This is a genomic window from Rhodopseudomonas parapalustris (assembly GCF_053772255.1).
Genome location: NZ_JAMKBZ010000004.1, coordinates 14,291 through 38,597, shown reverse-complemented (window position 1 = coordinate 38,597; position 24,307 = coordinate 14,291). Strand labels below are relative to the sequence as shown.

Genomic DNA, 24,307 nt, shown 5'->3' with positions numbered 1-24,307 from the left:
ACAGTGCCAAACCACCTGTTCGAATAAAAGCATTGAATTTCGAGGTCTCAGATCGAATAATTCGAACACTAGCCAATCGCTGCCGGAATCTTCGGCAGGCGAAAGACAAGGAAATACAGCGATGATCGAGTCCGCGGCGATCCGCTATTTCCGCGAGGTGACAGAAGCCGGCTCGATCAAACAGGCCGCCGCGGCGCTGCGGATCGCGCCGAGCGCGATCAGCCGCCAGGTGCAGGCGATCGAGGAGGAACTTTCGGTGAAGCTGTTCGATCGGGGCGCCCGCGGCATGGTGCTGACAGACGCCGGGCGGCTGCTGTATCGCTATGCAGTCGACAACCGCAGCCAGCTCGACGGCATCCGCGCCAAGGTGCAGGAATTCGAGACCATGCGCCGCGGCCAGATCAAGTTCGCGACCGTGGAGGGCATGCTCTCGAACTTCCTGTCGAATTTTCTGATCGGGCTGTCGCGCGACTACCCGGGGATTTCGGTGTCGACCACTGTGATGGGCTCGCGTGCGGTCGCCGAGATGGTGGGCCGCAACGAGGTCGATCTCGGCCTGGTGTTCGGCCGAGCACCGCGCCGCGACCTGATCGAGCTGGCGCGGATGCGGCAGTCGCTGTGCCTGATCGTGTCGCCGCGCCATCCGTTGGCGGACCACCGCAGTTGCGCCGTCAAGGAACTCGCCGGTCTTCGGACGGTGATGCCCGATCCGTCGTTCGGCATTCGCCAGGAGATCGACCGCGCCTGCGCCAACGCCAAGGTCCGGCTCGAGATCTGCAGCGAGACGAATTCGCTGGCGTTCGCGCAGATGATGGCGTCGCGCACCGATCTGGCGACGTTCCTGCCGCGCGACACCACGATGCCGGCTATCGAGGCCGGCAGGCTGGTTGCAGTGCCGCTGCGGGACAAGCGGCTGGAAGCGACCCAGGTGACGCTGGTGCGGCTCGCGTCTCGCAATATGTCGCCGTCATGCCGAATGGTCGCCGACCTGCTCGTCACGCGGATGAAGGCACGGATGGACTGAAGATCCGGTTGGGCTCCGGAGCTGATATATCAATCGTGCATCGCCACCGGTCGCGCATGCGAAGCGCGGGCGAACTTCTTCAGCCCCATCGGTCTGCCGAACAGATAGCCCTGCATTTTGTCGAAGCCGAGTTCGTGCGCGGCCTGGAAGTCGGCTCGGGTTTCGATCCCGGTCGCGGTGCAGCGCGCGCCGTAATCGCCGGCCAGTTCGACGATCCGTTTGCACACCGAGCGCTTCAACCGATCGTCGGCGCAGCCGGTGACGAACGAGCGGTCGACCTTCAATTCGACGAAAGGAAAATTGTCGAGATACATCAGGGCTGGCCAATCGGCGCCGACCTTGTCGATTGCGATCGCGATGTTGCGCAGCCGCAGCCGGCGGCCGACTTCCGCCATCTCGGGCAGATGATCGACTATTTCCGAGGCGTTGACCTCGACGATCAGGCCCCCGAATGCCGGATGCTGCGGAATCCAGCCGGCGAGGTCGTCGAGTGCGTCGTCGTGGTGGAGAAATCTCACCGGCAGGTTGATCGACAGATCGATCGGGCCCTGATGGTCGAGCAGATAGTGCCAGTCGGCGACCGCGCGCCGCACCACGAATTCCGACAGCGCGCGGAAATGCGGATCGTTGCCGTCCGGCGCGAAGGCCGACGGCGATACCACGCCCCAGTTCGGATGCCGCATCCGCAACAGAGCCTCGGCGCCGTGCGGAGTCAGCGAATGCGCGTCGACGCAGCGCTGATACCAGAGCTCGAGCCAGCCGGCCTTCAGCGCCTCGGCAACGTCGATCTCCGGCTCCGGCGCCGGTTCCTGCGGCAGCAGCGGCGTCAGGCTCAGGTTCAGCGTCTGGGCGCTGAACGGCGTCGCCAGCGGCGGCAGCATCTTCAATCCGCGCTCTGCGCCGTGGCGGCGGATCGCGTCCGACATGATCGTCTCGCGCGGCGCGATCGTCAGCACGCAGCCCGCAAAGCCGGCCGCAGCCAGCGCGTCGAGAATCGCTTCGGCTTCAATGCCGTCGACGGACGAGCCGATCACCAGCAGGTCGGGCTGATGCTCGGCGAGCCGCGCCGGCAGTTCCAGCGCCCCGGCGCATTCGCTGGTGACGAAGCGATGTTCCTCCAGCGCGTCGGCCAGGAAAGCCCGCAAATGCGGTTTGCGATCGACGATGCACGCGCGTGGCGCCACCTTGCGGCGGCCGAAGCCTCCCGCAGGCACGCACGCTTCGGCTTCCGTCGTTGCTCTCATTGATCCACCCCCCGAAATAACGCACCAAACTTTAGGGGTTGGAGAGAGATCAAAATGTGGAATTAATCCGTAACCCACACTAAGTCCCCGGTAGGGTTAAACGGATGCCTATGATTCAAATGCGATGTTTTGAAACGCGCGAGATTTGATGAGTTTAAGGTTCCATGCAATCGTCGTGATCGGATCCGTAAACGGACTGATCAGTGGACGATTCTGCGCCGAGGACCGCGCTCGCTGCGGTTACAGCGGCACCAGTCCGGCGGTCTTCGCCACTTTCTCCCACCGCTCGGTCTCGGCGCGGATGTGATTCCGCATCTCCTCTGGCGAGCCGCCGCCGGGTTCGGCGCCGATCCGACGTAGTTGCGCAGCGCCGCTCTCGCTGCCGAGAAACGCTGCGACGGTGGTGTTGAGGCTGCTCACGATCTCAGGCGGCGTCGCGCGCGGAGCAGCGATGGTGAACCAGGATGCGGTGTCGTAGCCGGGCAGGCCGGATTCGGCGATGGTCGGCAGTTGGCGCATCGGTGCCCAGCGCTTCGCCGTCGTGAGCGCCAGCGCACGGATCGCGCCGGCTTCGACGAACGGCTTGGAGGCCGGCAGATTGTCGATGGTGAGATGCACGCGGCCGTCGGCGAGATCGCGCAGCATCGGCGCCGATCCCTTGAACGGCAGCGGCGTGATCTCGATGCCGGTCATCGCTTTGAACATCTCGGTCGACAGATGGCCGGTCGAGCCCAGCGCCGAGACGCCGTAGACCAGTTCGCGTGGACGCTGGCGCGCGTAGTCGATCAGCTCGGAGACGCTGGTCACCGGCAGCGTCTTGGTCACCGACAGCAGATTGGGAACGCGGGCGATCAGGATCACCGGTGCGAAGTCGGCGGCCGGGTCGTAGTCCATGCTGCGATAGACGAGCCGGTTGGTGGCGTGAATGCCGGGCGTGCCGATGAGAAAGGTGTATCCGTCGGGCGGGGCGTTCGCCACGAAGGCTGCGGCGATGTTGCCGCTCGCGCCGGTCGTGTTGGCGATGAGAAAGGGCTGTCGGTAGTGCTTGGTCAGCGCCTCGGCGAGGAGGCGGGCGAGCATGTCGGTGGTGCCGCCGGGCGCGAACGGTACGACCAGCGTCACGGGACGGTCGGGCCAGTCGCCCGCGCGTGCGACACGCGTCAACAGCGGCAGCGCGAGCGCCGCGGCGGCGCCGCGCAGCAGGCTGCGCCGGCCGATGCGCGACCGCGGATGGACGGGTTCGATCATCGATTCCCTTGGGCGTTATCGGCGCTGCCGGGCAGCGCGGCCAGCTTCGTCGAGCGACCAGCATGATCCTATGCGGGCGATTCGGCGAGGACCAGCGCTGCGGTCGGTGGCCTGGGCGCCTTGTCCGATCGTCGTTAGCGAGTGATGAGTCCGGGACGGCCGGATTCAATCGCGAACGATCGGATGGTGTGCGCCGGATGACCGGGGGCGGCGATGCTGTCGACCGCCCGATAATCGGCTTGCCAGTGCTGCGGTGTCACGGTGTGGCGGGTGTAACCGCGCTGATCGCTGAAAAACTTGAGCTGCGGATTGTTGCGATACATCTCGGCCAGCGCCGCGTCGCTCGCCGGTGCACCGCCGACCGACGAAATCGAGGTCGAGAGAAATTCCACGCCGACGCACGGCGAGTTGGGATTGCGCCCGTCGCGATGCAGCTCGAGCGCCAACGCCCGGTGCAGATCGCCGCTCAGCACCACCGCGTTGATGGCCTTGGCCTCGTCCAGCATCGCGATCACCCGGTCGCGTGCCGCGGTCGCGCCGCTCCAGGTATCGACATCGAAGACCGGAGCACCGGCATCTTCGACCCAGGGGAAGCCGCGCCAGTCGAACGGCGCGAACAGCACCTGCTGCGCCAGCACCCGCCAGGTGGCGTCGCTTTGCTTCAGCCTTGCGGCGAGCCATTGCTCCTGCGCGGCGCCGAGCATGGTGCGGTCGGCCGCGTCGGCTTCAGCGCAGCCCGCCAGGAAGCCGTCGCCGCAAGGCTGGCGCGACCGGTATTGCCGGGTGTCGAGCACCGTAAGGTCGGCCAGGGCGCCGAACCGGAAGCCGCGATACGCCGTCACGTCTGGTCCGCGCGGCCGCTGCGCGCGGCGCACCGGCATGTGTTCGTACCAGGCCTGCAGCGCCATCGCCCGGCGAAACAGGAACGCATCCGGCGGGGTGTGCTTCGGGTCGCTGTCGCCGGCCCAGTTGTTGGCGATCTCGTGATCGTCGAAGCTCGGCAGGAACGGGCAGGCGGCGTGCGCAGCCTTGAGATCTGGGTCGGATTTGTACAGCGCATAGCGTCGCCGATAGTCGGTCAGCGTGTAGCAGGTCGGAAAGTCCTTCGGCATCGTTCGCGGCCACGCTGTCCCGTCCTTATCGGCGGTGACGAAGCCGTATTCGTAGATGTAATCGCCGTAGTGGAACACGAAATCGAGCTGATCCTCGGCGATCGCACGCCATGCCGAATAGTAGCCGCCCTCCCAGCGCTGGCAGCCGGCCGCGGCGAAGCGGAGTTGCGGCGGCTGCGCGTCGGGCGCCGGCAGGGTGCGGGCGCGGCCGATCGGGCTGTCGGCGCCTCCGGCGCGGAAGCGGTAGAAGTAATCGCGCCCGGACTCCAGCCCTTCGATTTCGACGTGCACCGAATGCGCCAGCTCGAGATGGGCGGTTGTCCGCTCGCTGCGCAGGATGCGGGTCATTGCCGGATCGTCGGCGATCTCGACCGTTACCTCGACCGGCTGGGCGCTCATACCGCCGCGGGCCTTCAGCGGCTCCGGCGCCAGCCGGGTCCACAGCACGAAGCCGTCCGGCGCAGGTTCGCCGGACGCGACTCCGAGCGTGAACGGATCGGAGCTGAATGAGACGGGGGCGGTCGCGCCGGTACTGACCGGCACGATGCCGGCCAGCCTCGCGCCGAGCGCGCCGCGCATCAGGGTCCGGCGATCGAGCCAGTGCGAGGTTGGTGAGGAGGGCATCGATTTCTAACCATAGCCGGCACGGCCAAGCCGCCGCGGGCTGTATTTTGGTCGAGATTAGCGCAGTTGTGTGACGTCCGGCAAAGCGCTGTCGCGCGCCCTCGATCGGCGTGGCGCAGGGGCGAGGGCGCGTTCAGTTGGCCGGGGTGGGGGAAACAGGTGCTGAAACCCGCGCGGGGGCTGTGTCGGGCCGCGTCTCCGGCATCAGCAGCGCAAACAATACGAGCCCGACTGCCGCGATCGCCGCCAATGCGAGGAAGGCGGCGCTGTAGCCGGCGCTGACCACGATCAACCCTGCAAAGCCGGTCGACAGCGCCGCACCGAAGCCGGCCGCGGTCGCGATCGCGCCCTGGCTGACGTTGAAGTGGCCGGTGCCGTGGGTCAGGTCGGCCACCACGAGCGGAAACAGCGCGCCGAAAATGCCGGCGCCGACGCCGTCGAGCAGTTGCACTCCGACCAGCCAATACGGATCGTCGGACAGCGGATACAGCGCGCCGCGCAGCGCCAGCACGCCGAGCGCCACCGCGAAGATCGGTTTACGGCCCCAGACGTCGGCCTTGTGGCCGACCAGTGCCGCCACCGGCACCATCACCACCTGGGCGGCGACGATGCACACCGACATCAGGGTGGTGCCGAGATTCTTGTTCACGAGGGCCAGCTTCTGCCCGACCAGCGGCAGCATCGCGGCATTGGCGAAGTGAAACAGCACGGTAGCGCCGGCGAAGATCAACAGCGGTCGGCAGGTCAGCAGCACCTTGAAGCCGGACGGCTGGTCGTGGTGCGCGCCGGGGTCGCGGTCATCGCCGAGGCCGCGCGCGACGTGGTCGTCGATGGCTGCCGCGGGGATCGACAGCGTGGCGAGGATGCTGGCGAGAGCCATCGCGGCCATCAGCCAGAACACCACGCCCGGACCGAACGCATAGGCGAACGCGCCGGCGAGCATCGCCGCCACCGCATTGCCGGCGTGGTTGAAGGCTTCGTTGCGGCCGGTCCGGCGCGCAAAGGCGCGGGGGCCGACGATGCCGAGCGTCAGCGCCGCCACCGCAGGCGCAAAGATCGCGCCGGCCGCCGCCGCCACCGCCTGGGTCGCCGCGACCAGCACGAAGCTGTCCAGCCACGGCAGAACCACCGACGCGAGCGTTACCAGCAGTGCCGCCGCAATGATCAGCCCGCGCTTGGCGGTGGAGCGATCGATCAGCGCGCCGGCCGGGGTCTGCGCCAGGATGCCGGCCGCCGCCGCGATCGACATCACCAGGCCGATCGAGGCCTCGTTCCAGTTCTGCACCGCCAGCAGATAGATCGCCAGATACGGCCCGAGGCCGTCGCGGACGTCTGCAAGGAAAAAATTCAGTGCGTCGAGCGGCCGGGCCAACGGCTGGGCAGGGCTGGGCGGCACGCGGACCTCGTCGGCTCGTCGGAACGGAAACGTACAATTCGGCCACCGCCCGCCGGTTCCGTGGCTCCGGCCGAGATCGCCGATTTGACGGGTTGACCGCGGCGTTCCGGCCGGTCAGTTTCTCATTAATAACTTAAGGGAGAGAACTGTTCATGAAGGCCAGATTGTTCGGTGTCGCCGCTGCTGCGGTGGTTTTCCTAGCGGCGCCGCAGGCTCGCGCTCAGCAATTCGTCAACGTGCTGACCGGCGGTACCTCCGGGGTGTACTACCCGCTCGGCGTCGCGATCGCCAAGATCTATGGCGAGAAGATTCCCAACGTGAAGGCGCAGGTGCAGGCCACCAAGGCGTCGGTCGAGAACCTCAATCTGCTGCAGCAGGGCCGCGGCGAGATCGCGTTCAGCCTCGGCGATTCGCTGAAAGCCGCCTGGGATGGCGACACCGAAGCCGGCTTCAAGTCCAAGCTGGACAAGCTGCGGGTGATCGGCGCGATCTATCCGAACTACATCCAGATCGTCGCCACCGCCGATTCCGGGATCAAGACGCTGGCCGATCTGAAGGGCAAGAGCCTGTCGGTCGGCGCGCCGAAATCCGGCACCGAGCTGAACTCGCGCGCGATCCTGAAAGCGGCCGGGATGGACTACAAGGATCTCGGCAAGGTCGAATATCTGCCGTTCGCCGAATCCGTCGACCTGATGAAGAACCGCCAGCTCGCCGCCACCCTGCAGTCGGCGGGGCTCGGGGTCGCGTCGCTGAAGGATCTGTCGAACTCCACCGAGATCAACGTCGTCTCGGTGCCGAAGGAGGTCGTCGACAAGATCGGCCCTCCGTTCGTGGCCGAGACGATCCCGGCCGGCACCTACAAGGGCCAGGACAAGGACGTGCCCACCGCCGCGGTGATCAACTATCTGGTGACCTCGAGCGCGGTGTCGGACGATCTGGCCTATCAGATGACCAAGCTGGTCTATGAATCGCTGCCCGAGCTGGCCACCGCCCATGCCGCCGGCAAGGGCATCAAGCTCGAAACCGCCGCCACCGGCAGCCCGGTCCCGCTGCATCCCGGCGCCGCCAAGTACTTCAAGGAAAAGGGCTTGCTGAAGTAAACGCGACGTCGAATATCGCGTGATAGCGTCATGCGCGGGCTTGACCCGCGCATCCATCGCTCTTCGAAGAAGATGGATGGCCGGGTCGAGCCCGGCCATGACGCGGGGATAACGAACGACAAAACAAACCACGCGGCGGAAACGGTCATCCATGCTGAAGGCTGAGGTTGCGGTCGAACAGGCTCCCGGAGCCGTCAAGGTCGAGTTCGACAATTTCGAGCACGGCTTTCCCGCCGGCTTCGGACCGCGCGGCTGGCGCTATCTGGCCTATGCGGTGGCGATCGCGTTCGCCAGCTTTCAGCTCGTCATCGCCGCCTGGAACGTGCTGCCGAGCCAGGTGGTGCGCGGCGTCCATGTCGGCTTCCTGCTGCTGCTGACCTTCGGGCTGATCGGCAATTTCACCGCTCGCACCAATTTCGGTCGCACCTTCGCCTGGCTCACCGGTGCGCTCGGCTTCTTCTGCGGCCTGTATCAGTGGATCTTCTACGCCGACCTGATCCAGCGCGACGGCGATCCGACCCATCTCGATCTCGCGGTCGGCACGCTGCTGGCGGTGCTGATCTTCGAGGGCACGCGGCGGCTGATGGGCCCGGCGCTGCCGATCATGTGCGGTGTTTGCCTGCTGTACTGGTTCTTCGGTCAGTATCTGCCGGCCCCGTTCAATCACCGCGGCTATGATTTCGATCAGGTCGTCACCCATCTGTCGTTCGGCACCGAGGGCTTCTACGGCGTGCCGATCTACGTGTCGGCGACCTACATTTTCCTGTTCATCCTGTTCGGCTCGTTCCTCGAGCGCGCCGGCATGATCCAACTCTTCACCGACGTCTCGCTCGGCCTGTTCGGCCGCAGCCGCGGCGGTCCCGCCAAGGTCGCGGTGTTCGCCTCGGGCATGATGGGGACGATCTCCGGCTCCGGCGTCGCCAATGTCGTCACCGTCGGCCAGTTCACCATTCCGCTGATGATCAAGTTCGGCTACCGCCGGGCGTTTGCGGCCGGCGTCGAGGCCACCGCCTCGATGGGTGGCCAGATCATGCCGCCGGTGATGGGCGCGGTCGCGTTCATCATGGCCGAGACGCTCGGCGTCGATTACGCGGTGGTCGTCAAGGCCGCGGTGATCCCGGCGATTTTGTACTTCGCGTCCGCGTTCTGGATGGTGCATCTCGAGGCCGGCAAGCACGGTCTGGTCGGGATGAAGGCATCCGAGATCCCGAGCGCGTGGCGCGCGGCGGTCGATCGCTGGTACTTGATCCTGCCGCTGGCGGCGCTGGTGTTCATGCTGTTCGAGGGCTTCACGCCGCTCTATGCCGGCTCGATGGGGCTGGCGCTGACGGTGGCGCTGATTCTCGGCGCCAGCATCGTCCACGGCTTCTCCAACGCCGCGCTGCGCTACGTGTTCTGGATTGGGCTGGCACTGGTGGTCGGCGCGGTGTCCCACGACGGCCTCGACATCATGCGGATCGTGATCATCGTCGCGGCGCTGGTTGCGATCGCGGCGATCACCCGCGGCGGCCGCGCCACGCTGCACGCCTGCCGGGATTCGCTCGCCGACAGCGCCAAGTCTGCGCTCACCGTCGGCATGGCCTGCGCCATCGTCGGCACCATCATCGGCATGATGACCCAGACCGGCGTCGGCACCGTGTTCGGCACCTGGGTGATTGGGCTCGGCGAGCACAGCCTGTTCCTGGCGCTGGTGATGACCATGCTGTTGTCGATCCTGCTCGGCACCGGCATCCCGACGATCCCGACCTACATCATCACCGCGGCGCTGGCGGCGCCGGCGCTCGCCAATCTCGGCGTGCCACTGATCGTCAGCCACATGTTCGCGTTCTACTACGGCATCATGGCCGACCTGTCGCCGCCGGTGGCGCTGGCGGCGCTCGCCGCCGCCCCGATCGCGCGCGAGAACCCCGACAAGATCGGCTGGGAGGCGATGCGGATCGCGCTCGCAGGCTACGTCATTCCGTTCATCGCGGTGTATTCGCCGGCCTTGATGCTGCAGCCCGGCGACGCGATGGCGGCCGAACTCGGCTTCTATGGTGCAGTGGTGTACGCCACGTTGAAGGCGCTGATCGCGATCGGCCTGTTCGGCATGGTGTCGATCGGCTTCCTGTTCACGCGAATGACCGTCATCGAGCGGCTGGTGGCGTTCGCCGCCGCGGTGTGCCTGCTCGGCGAGTTTCCCTACAGTGACTACGTCGGCTTCGTCGTCGCGGCGTTGATCCTGGCGTGGCAATGGCGGCAACGCCCGCGCACTGCGGCGGCGGCGGCGTGAGTCTGTGCCTGGCGTCGGCGGGGGTGATCAAGACGCTGGCGATCGCGGCCTTCACGCTGGCCTGGACCCATTCGATCGAGAAGGTCGAGTGGCAGGAAGACTGGAAGGTGACGCCGCAAGGGCTGCAACTGACCGCCGCGCGGGTGAAGGGGAGCGGCGCCGGCATGGAGCCGGCCCCGGAGGCGCGGCTGATCAACGGCTGGTTCGAATGGCAGGTGAAACGCATCCCGCAGCACGATTTGGTGCTGGGCAATTCGGGCCTCGCCGGCGAGTGGCGGCTGTGTAGCGAAGGAACCTGCCGCAGCCTGTCCGACATCATCGGTCATCGCATCGGCGCGCAGCCGACGACGCTCAGTCGCTGCGACGGATAGTGCTTACCGGCCCTCAGCGCATTGCTGCCGGTTGAATATCAGCCCGCTGCTTCCGATTAATCGCTTGCGGTCGCAACCGAAGCACGGGCACACTGCGCCGCAATGCAGATCGTCCGCTCGACGGGCGTTCGGCCGGTCCCAGGGAAGGGTGTCGCCAATGGTTCCGGTCGCGCACGCGAAGCGGAAGTTTATCTTGTTGCTGATCAAGCCGTCACATTACGACGATGACGGCTATGTGCTGCGCTGGTGGCGCGGGATCATTCCTTCCAACTCACTCGCTACGCTCTACGGCATTGCCGCCGATGTCGCCGAGCGTCAGGTGCTCGGTGCGGACGTCGAGTTCGAGATCGAGGCGATGGACGAGTTCAACACCCGGATCGATATTCCGGCGTTGCTCGATCGCTTCACCCGCAACGGCAGTTTCGGTCTGGTGGCGCTGGTCGGTGTGCAATCCAATCAGTATCCGCGCGCGCTCGACATCGCCCGGCCGTTCCGGGAGAACGGCGTGCCGGTGGTGATGGGCGGCTTTCACGTCTCCGGCTGCCTGGCGATGCTCGACGGCAAGGCGATCGGTCTCGACGACTGTCGCGAGATGGGCGTCGCGATGTTCGCCGGCGAAGCCGAGGGCGGCCGGTTCGACGGCGTGCTGCAGGACGCCGCGGCGGGGCAGTTGCAGCCGGTCTACAACTTCCTCAATGATCTGCCGGGGATCGAAGGCGTGCCGGCGCCGTATCTGCCGCTCGCCACCGTGAAGCGGACGCTCGGCCTGTCGACCAGCGTCGATGCCGGCCGCGGCTGTCCGTACCAGTGCTCGTTCTGCACCATCATCAACGTGCAGGGCCGCAAGTCGCGCTACCGCACCCCGGACGACATCGAGGCGATGGTGCGCCGAAACTGGGCGCAAGGCATCAGCAAGTACTTCATCACCGACGACAACTTCGCCCGCAACAAGGATTGGGAGGCGATCCTCGATCGGCTGATCCAGATCCGCGAGAGCGAGGACATTCCGCTCGGCTTCATGATCCAGGTCGATACGCTGTGTCACAAGATTCCGCGCTTCATCGAGAAGTCCAAGCGCGCCGGTGTGACGCGGGTGTTCATCGGGCTCGAGAACATCAATCCGGCCAATCTGCTCACCGCCAACAAGCGGCAGAACAAGATCACCGAGTATCGCGCGATGCTGCTGGCCTGGAAGGATCACGGCATCATCACCCTGGCCGGCTACATCCTCGGCTTTCCAGCCGATACGCCGGAGTCGATCCGCGCCGACATCGACATCATCAAGCGTGAACTGCCGATCGACGTCATGGAGTTCTTCTGCCTGACGCCGCTGCCCGGCTCGGAGGATCACCAGACGCTGTGGCGCGCCGGCGTGGCGATGGATCCGGACCTGAACAATTACGACGTCGAGCACGTCTGCACCGCGCATCCGTTGATGTCGCGGCCCGAATGGGAGGGGATCTATCGCGAGGCGTGGAGCCGTTACTACACGCCCGATCATATCGAGACGCTGCTCCGGCGCGCGGCGGCGACCGGGATCAAGATCAGCAGCCTGGTCAAGTTGCTGGCAATCTTCTCCACCGCGATCCGGGTGGAGAACGTGCATCCGCTACAATGCGGCCTGTTCCGGCAGCGTCATCCGTCGGAGCGGCGGCCGGGCCTCGCGGCGCCGCACGCGTTGTCGTTCTGGCCACGCTTCGCGTTCGATAGCGTACAAAAAACAGCGGCGATTCTGACCGCGTTCGCGAAAGTCGCGGCGATCGGCGTCCGCGTCGCGCGCGATCCGCAGCGCCATGCCTACACCGACGAGGCGCTGACGCCGGTGTCCGACGACGATGCCGACTCGCTCGGTCTGTTCACCCAGAGCGCCAGCGCCAAGCAAGCCGTGGCCCACCAGAAGAAGGTGTTTGATCTCACGCATGGGACGCCGTAAGCACGCGCTCGTTGCGGGTCCTGCCGCCGGTCGGCCACGTGTCGGCGCGGGTCTGCGCTCGCGACCGGCGTAACGTGTAGTGGAACCAGAAGTATGCAACGTCTGAACGGCAAAACCGCGCTGGTGGTCGGCGCAGGTTCGATCGGTCCCGGCTGGGGCAACGGCAAGGCGACAGCGGTGACCTTTGCGCGCGAGGGTGCGCAGGTGTTTTGCGTCGATCGCAACATCGAGGCCGCCGAGGAAACCGTCGACATCATCAAGGCCGAAGGCGGGCGCGGCATCGCGTTCGCCGCCGACGTCAGCCGCGCCGCCGACGTCGAGGCGATGATCGCGGCCTGCGTCAAGGCGTGGGACGGCATCGACGTGCTCGACAACAATGTCGGCATCGCCGAAACCGGCGGAGTCGTCGATGTCGCGGAGGCCGATTGGGATCGCGTATTCGCGGTCAACCTCAAGAGTGCCTATCTGGCGATGAAGTATGTGATCCCGGTGATGCAGCGGCAGGGCGGCGGATCGATTATCAACATCTCGTCGATCGCGTCGATCCGGCACCTCGGCATCGCTTATGTCAGCTACGCGGCCTCGAAGGCGGCGATGAATGCGCTGACGCGCAATACCGCGGTGGAGTACGCCAAGGACCACATCCGGGTGAACGCGATTCTGCCGGGGCTGATGAAGACGCCGATGGTGGCGCACTCCGCCGGCCTCGCCGCCAGCTATTCGGGCGGCGACGTCGACGCGATGTGGCGCGCCCGCGACGCGCAGGTGCCGATGGGCCACATGGGCGAAGCCTGGGACGTCGCCAACGCCGCACTGTTCCTCGCCAGCGACGAGTCGAAATACGTCACCGGCGTCGAGCTGGTGGTCGACGGCGGCCTGACGCTGAAGGTGAACTGAGCGCAAGCGATTGATTGCGCTGTGCGCTTGCCTCAAGGTCGTCATTGCGAGGAGCACTCGGATCGGCGCTTCACGCCGTCCGAGCACAAGCTCCGCGACGAAGCAATCCAGCGCCGCATTCGGGGCCTCTGGATTGGACCGGGGTCTGACGATACGCCGAGGCCGTTTGCTACGAGACATTTCGATGCGCGCTGTTCTCATTGCCGCGAGTTTACTGATCGCCGTGTCGCCCGCCTTCGCGACCGGCGGTGAGCCGCTGGACGATCCGACCGCCGATCCGGGCGCGTGCCTGGCCGCGGCGAACATGCCCGACGATCGCCGCACCATCGCGCTGTGCAGCCGGGTGATCGACAGTCGCGAGGCTGAAAAGAAGGAGCGCTGCAAGGCGCTGCTGGCGCGGGCCGCAGCCTATGCCCGGGGCGGTCAGGTCGATCGGGCGATCGCGGATTACGACGATGCGCTCCAGGTCGATCCGAAGCGGCCGGATGCGCTCAATGCCCGCGGCGAGCTGTGGCGCGGCAAGGGCGACGCGCGCAAGGCACTGGCCGATTTCGCAGCCGCGCTGAGACTGAATCCCGACCACGTCGCCGCGCGTGCCAATCACAAGGCCCTGGCCCTCGAGGTCGAACGTGCCGGCGTGCAGAAGGCGCTGGCCGGCAAGCCCAGCTTCGACTGCAGCCGTGCCCGCAAGCCTGTGGACAAGGCGATCTGCGCCGATCCGGCGCTGGCGGATCTCGATCGCCGCATCGATGCGCTGTACCGCCGGGCGCTACGGGACAGCGCCGGCCAGGCGGCGGCGCTCCGGACGCTGAAGAAGGCGCATAGCGCGTTCGTGGCCACGCGCGATACCGGCTTTGGCCGCCCCGGATACGATCTGCGCGCCGTGCTGGAGGCGCGGCTGCGGCAATTGTCCGGCGGCTAGACGCGGCTGGTTCTCTCTTGCAACCCGCCGGCCCTCGCCACAATGTCCGCCCGGGCCGGACCAGACCAATGGACGCGGCTTGATTAGGAACAAAGGCGGGGTTGCATGCCGCGCCTAAAAGCCGGACATGGCGGGCAAACCGCCTGAGATCCACGGGAGCGTGACGCCATGACTATCCATGACAAAAGCCGTTACCGCGAGGTTCATGCCCGCTCGCTGGCCGACCCGGAGGGCTTCTGGGGAGAGGTCGCGAAGGAAATCGATTGGATCGAACCGCCGACCAAGGTGTTCGATGCCTCGCTCGGCCTGTACGGCCGCTGGTTTCCCGGCGCCAAGGTCAACACCTGCTACAACGCGCTCGATCGCCACGTCGCGAACGGCCGTGCCGATCAGCTCGCGCTGATCCACGACTCGCCGCTGACCGGCACCACAGCCAAATTCACCTACGCCGAGATGCTGCGCGAAGTGCAGACGCTCGCCGCGATCATGCAGGACTTCGGGGTGCAGAAGGGCGACCGCGTCCTGCTGTACATGCCGATGGTCCCGGAATCGATGGTGGCGATGCTGGCCTGCGCCCGGATCGGCGCGGTGCACTCGGTGGTGTTCGGCGGCTTTGCGGCGAAAGAGCTCGCCACCCGCATCGACGACGCCAAGCCGAAGCTGATCGTATCGGCGAGCTGCGGCATCGAGCCTGGCCGGATCGTCAAGTACAAGCCGCTGCTCGACGAAGCGATCGATCTCGCCTCGATCAAGCCGGAAGCCTGCATCATTCTGAAGCGGCCGCAGCAGGATTGCGAGCTGAAGCCGGGCCGCGATCACGACTGGGCGAGCTTGCGCGAGCAGGCGCTCGCCGCCGGTAAGAAGGCCGACTGCGTCGCGGTCGATGCCACCGATCCGCTCTACATCCTCTACACCTCCGGTACGACCGGCAAGCCGAAGGGCGTGGTCCGCGACAATGGCGGCCACCTCGTCGCGCTGAAATGGTCGATGGAGAATCTCTACGGCGTCAAGCCGGGCGAGGTGTGGTGGTGCGCCTCCGACATCGGCTGGGTGGTCGGTCACAGCTACATCATCTACGGCCCGCTGATCCACGGCGCGACCTCGATCATGTACGAAGGCAAGCCGGTCGGCACCCCGGACGCCGGGGCGTTCTGGCGGGTGATCGCCGAGCACGGCGCGGTGGCGCTGTTCACCGCCCCGACCGCGTTCCGCGCCATCCGCAAGGAGGACGGCAACGGCGACTTCATCCGCAAATACGATCTGTCGAAATTCCGCACCCTGTTCCTGGCCGGCGAGCGTGCCGATCCGCCGACGGTGGAGTGGGCCGAACAGCAGCTCAAGGTGCCGGTGATCGATCACTGGTGGCAGACCGAAACCGGCTGGTGCATCGCCGGCAACCCGGTCGGCCTCGGGCTGTTGCCGGTCAAGCACGGCTCGCCGACGGTGCCGATGCCCGGCTACAAGCTCGAAGTCGTCGATGAAGGCGCCAAGCCGGTGCCGGCCGGAACGATGGGCTCGATCGTGATCAAGCTGCCGCTGCCGCCCGGCAATCTGCCGACGCTGTGGCAGCAGGACGAGCGCTGCCGCGAGAGCTACTTCGCCGACTTCCCCGGCTATTACAAAACCTCCGACGCCGGCTATGTCGACGAAGACGGCTACGTCTTCGTGATGGGCCGCACCGACGACATCATCAACGTCGCCGGTCACCGGCTGTCCACCGGCGGCATGGAAGAGATTCTCGCCTCGCATCCGGACGTCGCCGAATGCGCCGTGCTCGGCATCAACGATCCGATCAAGGGCGAGGTGCCGTGCGGCCTGATCGTGCTGAAGAGCGGCGTCACCCGCGACCCGGCCGAGATCGAAAAGGAGATCGTCAAGCTGGTGCGCGACAAGCTCGGCCCGGTGGCGGCGTTCAAGCTGGCGGTCACCGTGCCGCGGCTGCCCAAGACCCGCTCCGGCAAGATCCTGCGTGGCACCATCAAGAAGATCGCCGACGGCGATGCCTGGACGATGCCGGCCACGATCGAGGATCCGACCGCCCTCGACGACATCTCCTCGGCGCTGAAGAGCCATAGCTGAGGGCGGACCTGACTTGCGGACTTACAAACTCCGCAATTCAGGTTAGACAGAGCCCCGCAACGTCATTCCGGGGCGCTCGCGAAGCGAGCGAACCCGGAATCCCGATGTTGTTGCGACGAGATTCCGGGTTCGCTCGCTTCGCGAGCGCCCCGGAATGACCCGTGCTCTGGGGACCTTGGATGCCGTCAACCTCGAAACGTCTGATCGTCCTGTCGCTCGCCGCGTTCGCGCTAGCCGGCTGCGCCAGCCGCAACGATGCGCCGGCCGATCTCGGCGACGACGATGCCTATTGCCGGCAGAACAGCGGTGCGGTCGGCTCGACCGAATACGTCGCCTGCCGCAAGGACCGCGACGTGCAGCGTTCCAATGCGATCAGCCGCGCCAACCGCGCCCAGCGCAATCTGGGCGAGTATATGATGCGGAATCCGGAGCGGCCGTAGCGGGTTGCATCGGCCGGCGGGTCTGTAGAACGGCGGCTGTGTCGCGGGAATCGGCAGAGCCCTTCGCGCGGCGGTACACAAATCCGTGACCGAAAAGTCACGCGCGTCGCAATGCCGCAGCGGCCTACCTTCGATTTGATCCAAGTCAAACCGCCGCGCCCCGCGGCGGCATCTGTGCACCTTGAGCGTGGGTTTCCCGCTCACGCGACCGAGCTTCAAAAGGGGCACTTATGACCAAGTTTCTGACTGCAGTGTCGGCGCTGGCTTTGGCGGCGGCATTCAATCTCGCGCCGGCGTCCGCCGACGCTGCCGATCTCGCCACCCGGCCGATCTACAAGGCGCCGGTGGTGGCTGAGTCCAGCCCGTGGATGATCCGCTTGCGTGCCCTCGGCGTGGTGCCGCGCGATTCCGGCTATGTCGACCAGGTGCCCGGCTCGTCGCTGAAGACCTCCGATGCGATCGTCCCCGAGCTCGACATCACCTACTTCTTCACCAAGAACATCGCCGCCGAATTGATCCTCGGCGTCACTCGCCACACCGTTGCATTCTCCAGCGCCCCTGGCGTGGATGTCGGCAAGGCTTGGCTGCTGCCGCCGACCCTGACGCTGCAGTATCACTTCACCGACTTCGGCGCGTTCAAGCCCTACGTCGGCGCCGGCGTGAACTACACCTTCTTCTTCAGCCAGAGCGCCGCGGGCGGCGTAGTTACCGAAAGCCATCTCAAGGACGCGTTTGCGCCTGTTGTGCAAATCGGCTTCGACTACATGATCGACCAGCATTGGGGCTGGAACGTCGACGTCAAGAAGCTGTGGCTGCGCCCCGAGTGGAGCGGCGTCGCCGGCGGCACCGCCGTGACCGGCAAGGTCAATCTCGATCCGTGGCTGATCGGCACCGGCATCACCTACCGGTTCTGATCTTTTCAGCCTGCAACACAGCGCGGGGCGGAGCGATCCGCCTCGCGCTTTTCATTTGGATGCGGCCCGCCGCAGCATTGCGCGGGCGCGGCATTCCTGCTTTGGCTTTGCGCCACCGAACAAGGAACCGACCCATGAGCATCGAAGTCAGGGACTGCAACGGCGCGCTGCTCGCCGACGGCGACAACGTCTCCCTCATCAAGGACCTGAAGCTGAAGGGCTCGTCCACCGTGCTGAAGCGCGGCACGATGATCCGCGGCATCCGTCTCACCGACAGCGAAGACGAGATCGAAGGCCGTACCGACAAGATCAAGGGCCTGGTGCTGCGCACCGAGTTTCTGAAAAAGGCGTGAGCCCGGACCGGCGCAACCCGCCGGCCGCTCAGTGCAACGAGCCGGATTCGGCGCTCGGCCGATCGCCGACCGACACGGCGCGCAGCCGCTCCAGCTCGGCCTCGAGACATTCGTTGACCCGCATCAGCGCCCGCAGCGCATCGTGCAGGCTGTCGCCGTTCTCGGCGACGATCCGGTCGATCTTTTGATCAAGTCTGTTGGCCATCGGGTTACTCGCAGATCAGTCCACGCGTCGTAGAACCGAAATCCGATGCCCTGATTGGGGCGGAAATTCTGTTCGAATATGGCGTCTGTGCGATGGCCGATGAGTTGTCTCCGCTGTCCCCAATGCGGAACCCGGGCCGCGGATGATGCATGCCGGGAACGGGTTAGGCGTCAGCGCGTACCGATGCGTTGGTGTCGTGGCCAGAAACCGGCAAAATGAGCCACGTCCGCCATCTCCGTTGCGGCCGGTTGTCACCCGGCATGCGCAGCGACAATGCGCGAGCCGCGTGGGCGTTCCGCTGCGATCCCAACCCGCCTCGACGGCGTTGCGGTCGGGGATGACGTCGGGCGTGACATGGTCACAGACGCTGCCGCGTCACCCGCGTTAGCAAGATGTCAGCGACAGGGGTGGACCCTGTCTTGCTCGCCCCGCGTCATCCCATCCATTGTCGCCTGGTGCCGCCCTTCGAAGGAGCCACGATGCCGCATCGGAAGATCGAGAGCAGAGCCGTCGCGGTGCCGAGTTCGCGGCTGTCGCGGCTCGCCAAGCTCGGCGGACTGGCCTCGTCGATCGCCGGCAACGTCGCCGCCGATGTGGCTGGCCAGCTCGTGCGCGGCCAGCGCCCACGGCTCGACGAACTGCTGCTGACGCCGGCCAATGCGCTGAAGGTCGCCGACCGGCTGGCGCAGATGCGCGGCGCGGCGATGAAGGTCGGCCAACTGATCTCGATGGACGCCGGCGACATGCTGCCGCCCGAACTGGCCGAGATCCTCGGCCGGCTCCGTCAGGAAGCGCATCACATGCCGGTGCCGCAGCTCAGGCGGGTGCTGACCGAGGCGTGGGGCCGCAACTGGCAGCAGCGCTTCGCCGAATTCGACGCCGCGCCGATCGCGGCGGCCTCGATCGGCCAGGTGCATCGGGCGCGGACCAAGGACGGCCGCGATCTGGCGATCAAGGTGCAGTATCCCGGCGTCCGCCGCAGCATCAATTCCGACGTCGACAATGTCGCGGCGCTGATGCGCGTCGCCGGCCTGGTGCCGGGCGGCGTCGATATCGCGCCGATGGTCGTAGAGGCCAAGCGCCAGTTGCACGAAGAGGCCGATTACGAGCGCGAGGGTCGATGCCTGTCGAGATTCGGCGCGCTGCTCGCCGACCGGCCGGAATTCCGCGTGCCCGAGCTTCACGCCGATCTGACGACGCCGAACGTGCTGGCGATGAGCTATGTCGACGGCCGCCCGATCGACGGCCTCGCGGCGGCGGCGCAGCCGGAGCGCGACCGCGTGCTTACGCTGCTGATCGGCCTCTTGTTCCGCGAGCTGTTCGCATTCCGGCTGATGCAGACCGATCCGAACTTCGCCAATTATCGCTACGCGCCGGCGACCGGGCAGGTGTTGCTGCTCGATTTCGGCGCCACCCGCGCCTTTCCGCCGGAGTTCGCCGAGCTGTATCGCCGCCTGCTGCGCGCCGGCCTGAACGGCGATCGCGCCGGCATCCGCGCCGCGGCGCGTGACATCGGCTTCCTCGCCGACGATGGGCCGGCGCGGCTGGAGCAGGCGATGCTCGAGATGTTCGAGATGTCGCTGCAGCCGCTGCGGCAGGATACGCCGTTCGATTTCGGCGGCAGCGATCTGGCGATGCGGATGCGCGACGCCGGCATGGCGATGGCGTCGGACCGCGCGCATTTCCGCATCCCGCCGATGGACACGCTGTTCCTGCAGCGCAAGTTCGGCGGGATCTACATGCTGGCGACGCGGATGCGGGCGCGGGTCGATCTGCGCCGCATCATCGAGCCGTATCTGTAACGACTGGTCGGGAGGAGCCGCCCATGGCCGAGGCCGCCAACGCCAAATTCTGGGACAAGGTCGCCGACCGCTACGCGGCGCGGCCGATCAAGGATCCGGCCGCGTTCGACGCCATGCTGGCCGATGCGGCGGGCCGGCTGCGGCCGACCGACCGGGTGCTGGAGATCGGCTGCGGCACCGGCTCCGCCGCGATCCGGCTGGCGCCGCATGCCGCCGAATGGATCGCCACCGATTTCTCGGCCGAGATGCTGCGGATCGCCCGCGCTAAGCCGGCGCCGGACAATCTGCGCTTCGTCCAGGCCGATGCCGCCACCGCCTTCGACGGCGGCCCGTTCGATGCGATCTGCGCCTTTCAGGTGCTGCATCTGGTGCCGGACATGCCGGGCACGCTGGCGCAGATCCACGCCCACCTGAAGCCCGGCGGCCTGTTGATCAGCAAGACCTGGTGCTTCGCAGAGATGAGTTTCAAGCTGCGCGCGCTGTTCTTCGTCCTCCGCGGCATCGGCCTGTTTCCCCGCGCCCAGGCGCTGACCCGCAACGCGCTACGCCAGGCGATCCGCGACGCCGGCTTCGAGATCGCCGACGAACGGGTATTCGGCACCAACCCCCACGGCCCCTACATCGTGGCGCGCAAGCCGGGGTAACGGGGACGGCTCGCGTGAGTAAGCCGCGCCGACCTGCCAATTAAGCGCCTATGTTCTAATTCAGCCGGAACCCGAAATGATCTAGTCTCCGCGAGACCGAGGCAGGGGGGCGGCTTTGGAGATCGAATTTCCGATCGAGTTCATTGTGGCAGATACGCCGGTTTCGCTGCAGGCCAAACGGCGCCAGTCGCTCGATCAATGGAAGAGCCAGGTGATCGGCGCGAGCCGGGTGGCGCTGCCGGAAGGTCATTTCGCGACCGCCCGCCCGATCTCGGCGACGCTCTTCTACTTTCCTCCGACCGAGATGCCAGGAGACATCGACAATATCGTCAAGCCGATCCTGGATGCTCTCGGAGGCCATATTTACTTGGATGACCGGCAGGTCCATCGCGTCGTCGTCCAGAAATTCGAGCCGGAGGGCATCTTCCCCTTCGCGGCCCCAAGCCCTACCTTAGAAGCGGCGTTACGGGGCGAGAAGCCTGTTCTTTATGTCCGGTTGTCCGACGATCCGTTCGAAGAGTTGAACTGATGACGAGCACAGACGTCGCCGAGCGGGAAGTGATCGAACTGGTGCTCCCTCGCTATCGAGACGAGGGCTACGAGGTCTATGTGCATCCTTCGCCATCTCTGTTGCCGGCATTCATGAAGTCGTATCAGCCTGATGCGATCGCCATGAGAGACGGCAGGAAGGTCGCGATTGAGGTCGTCCGAGGCGATGATGGTGGCCGAAAGGCAGAGAGCCTTCAGTCGCTGTTCGCGGATCAGGACGATTGGGAGCTGCGGATAATCTATGCGCCTCCGCTGTCGCCTCGATCCAATCTGTTGATAGCATCGCGGCCGCTCATCCTCGACGCAATACGCAAGGTCGATTCTCTCAGAGCGGCGGGCGACCGGTTGCCTTCATTGATGATGGCTTGGGCAACGTTCGAAGCGATCGGCAGAGCATTGCTCCCGACGCAGCTCGGCCGGCCCCAGCCCCCGGCGCGCTTGGTCGAAGTGCTGGCGTCTGAAGGGATTGTGACACCGGATGAGGCGCGGATTCTTCGTCGCGCAAGCTCGATCAGAAACGACGTCGCGCATGGCGCGATCGACGCCGTGGTTGATGATGAACTGCTGCAGCAGGTGATCACAATCCTCTCGACATTGGCAGAGATGGCACCGGTCGATGCGTAATCGTCCCCCTTTAGTCTTGGTTGCCTCCTGCCGACCGCCCCTTGACTCCGCCCGGCCGGAGTGATCGTCTGCCGCCCATGCGCACGTTCCGCCCGACCCCTCAGCTCAGACGTCGTTGGTGGCGCACCTCGTAACCAGAGGTGGCCGTGCGATCCCGTTAATTTCCGATCGTCCTGAGGCCGCCACGCGAGGCGGCTTTCGTTTGTCCTGTGTGGCGTTCCTCCGGCAAGTTGCTTAAGAGGATGCCATGAACAGGACCGTTTTTTCGCTTCCCGCGACCAGCGACTACAAGACCGCCGCGGGCCTCGCGGTGACGCGCAGCGCCGAGCCCTTTGCCGGCGGCCAGGCGCTCGACGAGCTGATCGACCTGCTCGATCACCGCCGCGGCGTGATACTGTCGTCCGGCACAACCGTGCCGGGCCGTTACGAGAGTTTCGACCTCGGCTTCGCCGATCCTCCGCTGGCGCTGACCACGAAGGCCGACACCTTCACCATCGAGGCGCTGAATCCGCGCGGCCGGGTGCTGATCGCGTTCCTGTCCGACAGGCTGGAAGAGCCCTGCGTGGTGGTGGAGCAGGCCTGCGCCACCAAGATCAGGGGCCATATCGTCCGCGGCGAGGCGCCGGTCGACGAGGAGCAGCGCACCCGCCGTGCCAGCGCGATCTCGCTGGTGCGCGCCGTCATCGCCGCGTTCGCTTCGCCGGCCGATCCGATGCTCGGCCTGTATGGCGCCTTCGCCTACGATCTGGTGTTCCAGTTCGAGGACCTGAAGCAGAAGCGCGCCCGCGAAGCCGACCAGCGCGACATCGTGCTGTACGTGCCGGATCGCCTTCTGGCCTATGACCGCGCGACCGGCCGCGGTGTCAGCATCGCCTACGAATTCGCCTGGAAGGGGCAGTTCACCGCCGGGCTGCCGAACGAGACCGCCGAGAGCGTCTACACCCAGACCGGCCGGCAGGGCTTCGCCGACCACGCGCCCGGCGACTACCCCAAGGTGGTCGAGAAGGCGCGCGCGGCGTTCGCCCGCGGTGACCTGTTCGAGGCGGTGCCGGGCCAGTTGTTCGGCGAGCCGTGCGAGCGTTCGCCGGCCGAAGTGTTCAAGCGACTGTGCCGGATCAATCCGTCGCCCTATGGCGGTCTGCTCAATCTCGGCGACGGCGAATTCCTGGTGTCGGCCTCGCCCGAGATGTTCGTCCGCTCCGATGGCCGCCGGATCGAGACCTGCCCGATCTCGGGCACCATCGCCCGCGGCGTCGATGCCATCAGCGACGCCGAACAGATCCAGAAGCTCCTGAACTCGGAGAAGGACGAGTTCGAGCTCAACATGTGCACCGACGTCGACCGTAACGACAAGGCGCGGGTCTGCGTCCCGGGCACCATCAAGGTCTTGGCGCGGCGGCAGATTGAGACCTATTCGAAGCTGTTCCACACCGTCGACCACGTCGAGGGCATGCTGCGGCCGGGTTTCGACGCGCTCGACGCCTTCCTCACCCACGCTTGGGCGGTGACGGTCACCGGCGCGCCGAAGCTGTGGGCGATGCAGTTCGTCGAGGACAATGAGCGCAGCCCGCGGCGGTGGTATGCCGGCGCATTCGGGGCGGTCGGGTTCGACGGTTCGATCAACACCGGTCTGACCATCCGCACCATCCGGATGAAGGACGGCCTCGCCGAGGTGCGCGTCGGCGCCACCTGCCTGTTCGATTCCGATCCGGTCGCCGAGGACAAGGAATGCCAGGTCAAGGCCGCGGCGCTGTTCCAGGCGCTGCGCGGCGATCCGGCCAAGCCGTTGTCGGCGGTGGCGCCGGACGCCACCGGCTCGGGCAAGAAGGTGCTGCTGGTCGATCACGACGACAGCTTCGTGCACATGCTGGCGGATTATTTCCGCCAGGTCGGCGCCCAGGTCACCGTGGTGCGCTATATCCACGGCCTGAAGATGCTGGCCGAGAACGCCTACGATCTCTTGGTGCTGTCGCCCGGCCCCGGCCGGCCGGAGGACTTCAAGATCAAGGACACGATCGACGCCGCGCTCGCCAAGAAGCTGCCGATCTTCGGCGTCTGCCTTGGCGTCCAGGCGATGGGCGAATATTTCGGCGGCACGCTCGGCCAGCTCGCGCAGCCGGCGCACGGCCGTCCGTCGCGGATCCAGGTGCGCGGCGGCACGCTGATGCGTGGCCTGCCGAACGAGGTCACCATCGGCCGCTATCACTCGCTCTATGTCGACATGCGCGACATGCCCAAGGATCTGACCGTCACCGCCTCCACCGACGACGGCATCGCGATGGCGATCGAGCACAAGACCCTGCCGGTCGGCGGCGTCCAGTTCCACCCCGAGTCGCTGATGTCGCTCGGCGGCGAGGTCGGGCTGCGGATCGTCGAAAATGCCTTTCGTCTCGGCCAGCCGGCCTAAGCCCAATGGCCGGCATCCGCGATTGATCCAGATCGAAGGCCCGCCGGGGGAGCTCTGCTACCACCCCCGGCGGTAACTCAGCCGAATTGCCCGATTGCGCCGCCCGCCCGCCAATGACGAATTGCGCCATCCGTAACGAAAGACCCG

21 protein-coding genes are annotated in these 24,307 nt (G+C 66.2%); 16 read left to right on the top strand and 5 right to left on the bottom strand.

Going from position 1 to position 24,307, the window contains the following annotated elements:
• Window positions 1–121 precede the first annotated feature (121 nt).
• Window positions 122–1,024, top strand: coding sequence for a LysR family transcriptional regulator (locus M9H71_RS05040; RefSeq protein ID WP_455403991.1), 903 nt, complete (start codon window positions 122–124; stop codon window positions 1,022–1,024).
• A gap of 29 nt (window positions 1,025–1,053) precedes the next feature.
• On the opposite strand, the gene M9H71_RS05035 is transcribed toward M9H71_RS05040, so the two are convergent.
• From M9H71_RS05035 to M9H71_RS05020, 4 genes are all read right to left on the bottom strand, one after another.
• Entirely contained in the window at window positions 1,054–2,268 is a 1,215-nt protein-coding gene (locus tag M9H71_RS05035) for an EAL domain-containing protein (protein WP_455403990.1), read from the bottom strand.
• Window positions 2,269–2,508: 240 nt separating this feature from the next.
• Window positions 2,509–3,516 (bottom strand): Bug family tripartite tricarboxylate transporter substrate binding protein, encoded by a 1,008-nt coding sequence (locus tag M9H71_RS05030; protein WP_455403989.1) that lies wholly within the window; start codon window positions 3,514–3,516, stop codon window positions 2,509–2,511.
• Window positions 3,517–3,650: 134 nt separating this feature from the next.
• Window positions 3,651–5,252 (bottom strand): alkaline phosphatase D family protein, encoded by a 1,602-nt coding sequence (locus M9H71_RS05025; protein ID WP_455403988.1) that lies wholly within the window; start codon window positions 5,250–5,252, stop codon window positions 3,651–3,653.
• Between the two features lie 133 nt (window positions 5,253–5,385).
• Window positions 5,386–6,648: an MFS transporter gene (locus M9H71_RS05020; protein WP_455403987.1), complete on the bottom strand. Its 1,263-nt coding sequence runs from the start codon at window positions 6,646–6,648 to the stop codon at window positions 5,386–5,388.
• A gap of 152 nt (window positions 6,649–6,800) precedes the next feature.
• Between M9H71_RS05020 and M9H71_RS05015 the strand changes: the two genes are divergently transcribed.
• The 10 genes from M9H71_RS05015 (at window position 6,801) to M9H71_RS04970 (ending at window position 17,929) form a co-directional block, all read left to right on the top strand.
• A complete protein-coding gene (locus M9H71_RS05015; RefSeq protein ID WP_455403986.1) occupies window positions 6,801–7,748 on the top strand; it encodes a TAXI family TRAP transporter solute-binding subunit in 948 nt (315 codons plus the stop codon).
• A gap of 151 nt (window positions 7,749–7,899) precedes the next feature.
• Complete coding sequence (locus M9H71_RS05010) at window positions 7,900–10,020, top strand: TRAP transporter permease (RefSeq protein ID WP_455403985.1); 2,121 nt, start codon at window positions 7,900–7,902, stop codon at window positions 10,018–10,020.
• The gene (locus M9H71_RS05005; protein WP_455403984.1) at window positions 9,981–10,391 is read left to right on the top strand and encodes a DUF1850 domain-containing protein; all 411 of its coding nucleotides are present in this window, start codon (window positions 9,981–9,983) and stop codon (window positions 10,389–10,391) included. Before M9H71_RS05010 ends, M9H71_RS05005 begins: the two co-directional genes overlap by 40 nt.
• Before the next feature lie 157 nt (window positions 10,392–10,548).
• On the top strand, window positions 10,549–12,324 hold the full coding sequence (locus tag M9H71_RS05000) for a B12-binding domain-containing radical SAM protein (RefSeq protein WP_455403983.1): 1,776 nt from the start codon (window positions 10,549–10,551) through the stop codon (window positions 12,322–12,324).
• 93 nt (window positions 12,325–12,417) lie between these two features.
• The gene (locus tag M9H71_RS04995; protein ID WP_455403982.1) at window positions 12,418–13,221 is read left to right on the top strand and encodes an SDR family NAD(P)-dependent oxidoreductase; all 804 of its coding nucleotides are present in this window, start codon (window positions 12,418–12,420) and stop codon (window positions 13,219–13,221) included.
• 184 nt (window positions 13,222–13,405) lie between these two features.
• On the top strand, window positions 13,406–14,143 hold the full coding sequence (locus M9H71_RS04990; RefSeq protein ID WP_455403981.1) for a tetratricopeptide repeat protein: 738 nt from the start codon (window positions 13,406–13,408) through the stop codon (window positions 14,141–14,143).
• 168 nt (window positions 14,144–14,311) lie between these two features.
• Window positions 14,312–16,222 carry a propionyl-CoA synthetase gene (locus tag M9H71_RS04985; RefSeq protein ID WP_164606491.1) on the top strand — a complete coding sequence of 637 codons (1,911 nt, stop codon included), beginning with the start codon at window positions 14,312–14,314 and terminating at the stop codon, window positions 16,220–16,222.
• Between the two features lie 179 nt (window positions 16,223–16,401).
• Entirely contained in the window at window positions 16,402–16,662 is a 261-nt protein-coding gene (locus M9H71_RS04980) for a hypothetical protein (protein WP_455403980.1), read from the top strand.
• A 230-nt stretch (window positions 16,663–16,892) separates the two neighbouring features.
• Window positions 16,893–17,576: an OmpW/AlkL family protein gene (locus tag M9H71_RS04975; RefSeq protein WP_455403979.1), complete on the top strand. Its 684-nt coding sequence runs from the start codon at window positions 16,893–16,895 to the stop codon at window positions 17,574–17,576.
• A gap of 134 nt (window positions 17,577–17,710) precedes the next feature.
• On the top strand, window positions 17,711–17,929 hold the full coding sequence (locus M9H71_RS04970; RefSeq protein WP_011160033.1) for an alkylphosphonate utilization protein: 219 nt from the start codon (window positions 17,711–17,713) through the stop codon (window positions 17,927–17,929).
• 28 nt (window positions 17,930–17,957) lie between these two features.
• Here the strand turns inward: M9H71_RS04970 and M9H71_RS04965 are convergent, their stop codons facing one another.
• On the bottom strand, window positions 17,958–18,134 hold the full coding sequence (locus tag M9H71_RS04965) for a hypothetical protein (RefSeq protein ID WP_455403978.1): 177 nt from the start codon (window positions 18,132–18,134) through the stop codon (window positions 17,958–17,960).
• A gap of 479 nt (window positions 18,135–18,613) precedes the next feature.
• Between M9H71_RS04965 and M9H71_RS04960 the strand changes: the two genes are divergently transcribed.
• The 5 genes from M9H71_RS04960 (at window position 18,614) to M9H71_RS04940 (ending at window position 24,160) form a co-directional block, all read left to right on the top strand.
• Window positions 18,614–19,936, top strand: coding sequence for an ABC1 kinase family protein (locus M9H71_RS04960; protein ID WP_455403977.1), 1,323 nt, complete (start codon window positions 18,614–18,616; stop codon window positions 19,934–19,936).
• Window positions 19,937–19,959: 23 nt separating this feature from the next.
• A complete protein-coding gene (locus M9H71_RS04955) occupies window positions 19,960–20,580 on the top strand; it encodes a class I SAM-dependent methyltransferase (protein WP_455403976.1) in 621 nt (206 codons plus the stop codon).
• A gap of 115 nt (window positions 20,581–20,695) precedes the next feature.
• Window positions 20,696–21,109: a RusA family crossover junction endodeoxyribonuclease gene (locus M9H71_RS04950; protein WP_230762406.1), complete on the top strand. Its 414-nt coding sequence runs from the start codon at window positions 20,696–20,698 to the stop codon at window positions 21,107–21,109.
• Window positions 21,109–21,753, top strand: a complete 645-nt coding sequence (locus tag M9H71_RS04945) for a hypothetical protein (RefSeq protein WP_455403975.1) — start codon at window positions 21,109–21,111, stop codon at window positions 21,751–21,753. The genes M9H71_RS04950 and M9H71_RS04945 overlap by 1 nt, the downstream gene beginning before the upstream one ends.
• A 247-nt stretch (window positions 21,754–22,000) precedes the next feature.
• Window positions 22,001–24,160, top strand: coding sequence for an anthranilate synthase component I (locus M9H71_RS04940; RefSeq protein WP_455403974.1), 2,160 nt, complete (start codon window positions 22,001–22,003; stop codon window positions 24,158–24,160).
• The last annotated feature ends 147 nt before the right edge of the window (window positions 24,161–24,307 follow it).

Bases quoted from the DNA above. Each gene is read 5' to 3' on its own strand.
- M9H71_RS05015 (WP_455403986.1), top strand. From the start codon at position 6,801: ATGAAGGCCAGATTGTTCGGTGTCGCCGCTGCTGCGGTGGTTTTCCTA.
- M9H71_RS05025 (WP_455403988.1), bottom strand. From the start codon at position 5,252: ATGCCCTCCTCACCAACCTCGCACTGGCTCGATCGCCGGACCCTGATG.
- M9H71_RS04970 (WP_011160033.1), top strand. From the start codon at position 17,711: ATGAGCATCGAAGTCAGGGACTGCAACGGCGCGCTGCTCGCCGACGGC.
- M9H71_RS04990 (WP_455403981.1), top strand. From the start codon at position 13,406: ATGCGCGCTGTTCTCATTGCCGCGAGTTTACTGATCGCCGTGTCGCCC.
- M9H71_RS04945 (WP_455403975.1), top strand. From the start codon at position 21,109: ATGACGAGCACAGACGTCGCCGAGCGGGAAGTGATCGAACTGGTGCTC.
- M9H71_RS04940 (WP_455403974.1), top strand. From the start codon at position 22,001: ATGAACAGGACCGTTTTTTCGCTTCCCGCGACCAGCGACTACAAGACC.
- M9H71_RS04955 (WP_455403976.1), top strand. From the start codon at position 19,960: ATGGCCGAGGCCGCCAACGCCAAATTCTGGGACAAGGTCGCCGACCGC.
- M9H71_RS05035 (WP_455403990.1), bottom strand. From the start codon at position 2,268: ATGAGAGCAACGACGGAAGCCGAAGCGTGCGTGCCTGCGGGAGGCTTC.
- M9H71_RS05010 (WP_455403985.1), top strand. From the start codon at position 7,900: ATGCTGAAGGCTGAGGTTGCGGTCGAACAGGCTCCCGGAGCCGTCAAG.
- M9H71_RS04965 (WP_455403978.1), bottom strand. From the start codon at position 18,134: ATGGCCAACAGACTTGATCAAAAGATCGACCGGATCGTCGCCGAGAAC.
- M9H71_RS04995 (WP_455403982.1), top strand. From the start codon at position 12,418: ATGCAACGTCTGAACGGCAAAACCGCGCTGGTGGTCGGCGCAGGTTCG.
- M9H71_RS04975 (WP_455403979.1), top strand. From the start codon at position 16,893: ATGACCAAGTTTCTGACTGCAGTGTCGGCGCTGGCTTTGGCGGCGGCA.
- M9H71_RS05000 (WP_455403983.1), top strand. From the start codon at position 10,549: ATGGTTCCGGTCGCGCACGCGAAGCGGAAGTTTATCTTGTTGCTGATC.
- M9H71_RS05030 (WP_455403989.1), bottom strand. From the start codon at position 3,516: ATGATCGAACCCGTCCATCCGCGGTCGCGCATCGGCCGGCGCAGCCTG.
- M9H71_RS04985 (WP_164606491.1), top strand. From the start codon at position 14,312: ATGACTATCCATGACAAAAGCCGTTACCGCGAGGTTCATGCCCGCTCG.
- M9H71_RS05005 (WP_455403984.1), top strand. From the start codon at position 9,981: ATGGCGGCAACGCCCGCGCACTGCGGCGGCGGCGGCGTGAGTCTGTGC.
- M9H71_RS04960 (WP_455403977.1), top strand. From the start codon at position 18,614: ATGCCGCATCGGAAGATCGAGAGCAGAGCCGTCGCGGTGCCGAGTTCG.
- M9H71_RS04980 (WP_455403980.1), top strand. From the start codon at position 16,402: ATGCCGTCAACCTCGAAACGTCTGATCGTCCTGTCGCTCGCCGCGTTC.
- M9H71_RS05040 (WP_455403991.1), top strand. From the start codon at position 122: ATGATCGAGTCCGCGGCGATCCGCTATTTCCGCGAGGTGACAGAAGCC.